This is a genomic window from Psychrobacter sp., from assembly GCF_036731945.1.
GTDB lineage: Bacteria > Pseudomonadota > Gammaproteobacteria > Pseudomonadales > Moraxellaceae > Psychrobacter.
The window spans coordinates 49,139-51,273 of the sequence record NZ_DAINDI010000001.1; the positions used below are offsets into that span (position 1 = coordinate 49,139).

The window sequence follows — 2,135 nt, forward strand, 5'->3', positions numbered from 1 at the left end:
ACAATTACTCTAAGTCAATGTTCAGAAAGCGATACGTTTACCTCTCAAACTGTCAATATCAATTCTGATGGAACCTACAGCTTCATCTTAACACCTTCACAAATTAGCAATAACACCAAATTATGTATCACTCAGAATGAACCTCCTAACTATCTATACTCTGTAGACACCACTAGTAATACTCAGCAGATAGATATAGTCGATAATAAGTACACTTATTCTGGAAATGATTTTGGTGACGTTATTCAAGATAATGCAGCTTTAGTATTGATTAAAAGCCAGTATGCCCATTCTTGTACGTTGACTGATTTGATGAGTATAAATGTAAACTATGAAGATTCATTAAACAAAAACTTTAGTAAGAAACCACTAAAAGATGTAAATCCTGGACAATGTATCGCTTATCGTATCGAAGCTGTTAATCGTGGCAATGTCACTTTGACCGATATTATTATCAGCGATTCATTGCAAGTGAAAGATATAAAGAACGGTATTCTTGTGACATCCACTTTGACGAACCCTATTCCCATAAGTGAAAATACGGGAAATCCTACCTTTTCTAATGATTCAGTAGCTATTAATAACAATGGGAAAATAATCACTAATGGTTTTTCTTTAAATCCTCAGAATCGTAGTGCTATACGTTTCAACACCAAGTACGGAACAACCGTAGATCCCTAATATCTATCACCTCTTGCATTTTCTCCAATATTCGAAACTTAATTATTTCCAACAAAAGCCCTATCTTTCCAGATAGGGCTTTTACCGTTCAGCTACCTCAAACGACCTTTTGTCGCTTTTATAGTGACAGTATGTAAGCAATTTGTAAAAATCCACTCTAAGAGTACAGTCGATATTTTTCAACTTATCGAAAGCCTAATAACTATCCAGTTTGCTGGCAGCACAAGCCAAATCATTTCCGATAGTGACGATTTAATAAAGGATTTCATATGAAAGGTTCTCATTTTTTACGCCATACCTTATTCGCTATCTCAGCATCAGTACTTTTATTAGGTACAGCCAATGCCGATGACGCCTTAAAGATGGATTTAACTGCCAACAAAGTCATCAAGAACGCTGAGGGCAAAACCACTTATCTACCAGTTCGTAATGCGCCGGCTGGTACGGTCATTCAGTATAAAGCCACCTATAGCAACACAATCAATAAAGACATACAAGACTTGGCAGTTGTGCTGCCTATTCCTGCGAACATGACCTTCACTGGTGAAGCTATCCCTTCAACCGCGCAAGCGAGTATCGACGGTAAAAACTACGCCGACATGCCATTGATGCGTAAAGTCGACGGCAAAATGGTCAAAATTCCTTTTTCTGAATATCGTACCCTGCGCTGGAATATCAAGTTATTGCCCGCACAGAAATCAGCAGCGGTCGCTCTAAATACTACTGTTAATTAAGCCATTTTTTACCGCTCGTTCCCTTTGACCTTTACCCTAGCAATAATCATTTTTTTGGAGTAATAAATGAAATCAAACACTTTTAACTATAGCTTGCTTGCTGTCGGTGTTGCCGCAGTAATGGGTTTATCTACTGGCGCTAATGCTGCACCTTCATCAACGCCAACAGCCACAGAAAGTGGTAACGCTGGAACCAACTCTAAAACTATCAGAAACGTTGCAACTGCTAGTTATAGCGTAAGTGGTCAAATACAGAAAGATGTAGAGTCTAACCCTGTAACTGTCAATATCAACGAAGTTATTTCATTCTCTTTAACAGCCAATAATCTAGATGACGTCCAAAATGACGAAAAGAATGTAAACTCAACAGTTGCGCCGGAAGGGTTTGTAACGTTTAAACATACCTTAACAAATACTGGCAACCTAGATGATACTTATAGTTTTGCTCTCGCCGATTTATCAAGTGGTAAATACAATCTTGCTGGCTCAAATGCCAATGTAATCATCAAAAACGCGGCTGGAGTGAAAACAGAAGAATATACCATTAATGGGATTCCTAGTGGCTCCTTCCCATTATCAGCCGGATATTCAGTAGAAATTACTATCAACGCTAAGACCACAGGTAATCAGGGCGGCAGTACGCAAAACCTACAGCTTTCCGTCACAAGTACTAAAATTGCAGCAATTGCTAGCCCAGCTAACAAGGCAACAAAAACTTTG

The 2,135-nt window shown here is 38.6% G+C and carries 2 protein-coding genes and 1 pseudogene; all 3 read left to right on the plus strand.

Annotated features, from left to right (window positions below):
* On the plus strand, positions 1-681 hold a 681-nt coding region (locus V7D75_RS00190), incomplete at its 5' end, for a DUF7507 domain-containing protein (protein WP_442968889.1).
* A gap of 269 nt (positions 682-950) precedes the next feature.
* Complete coding sequence (locus tag V7D75_RS00195) at positions 951-1,415, plus strand: hypothetical protein (protein WP_333612915.1); 465 nt, start codon at positions 951-953, stop codon at positions 1,413-1,415.
* 66 nt (positions 1,416-1,481) lie between these two features.
* Positions 1,482-2,135, plus strand: a pseudogene (locus V7D75_RS00200) (hypothetical protein); the annotation flags it as partial.

Excerpts from the sequence above, each read along its gene's own strand:
- V7D75_RS00195 (WP_333612915.1), top strand. The coding sequence starts at position 951 with ATGAAAGGTTCTCATTTTTTACGCCATACCTTATTCGCTATCTCAGCA.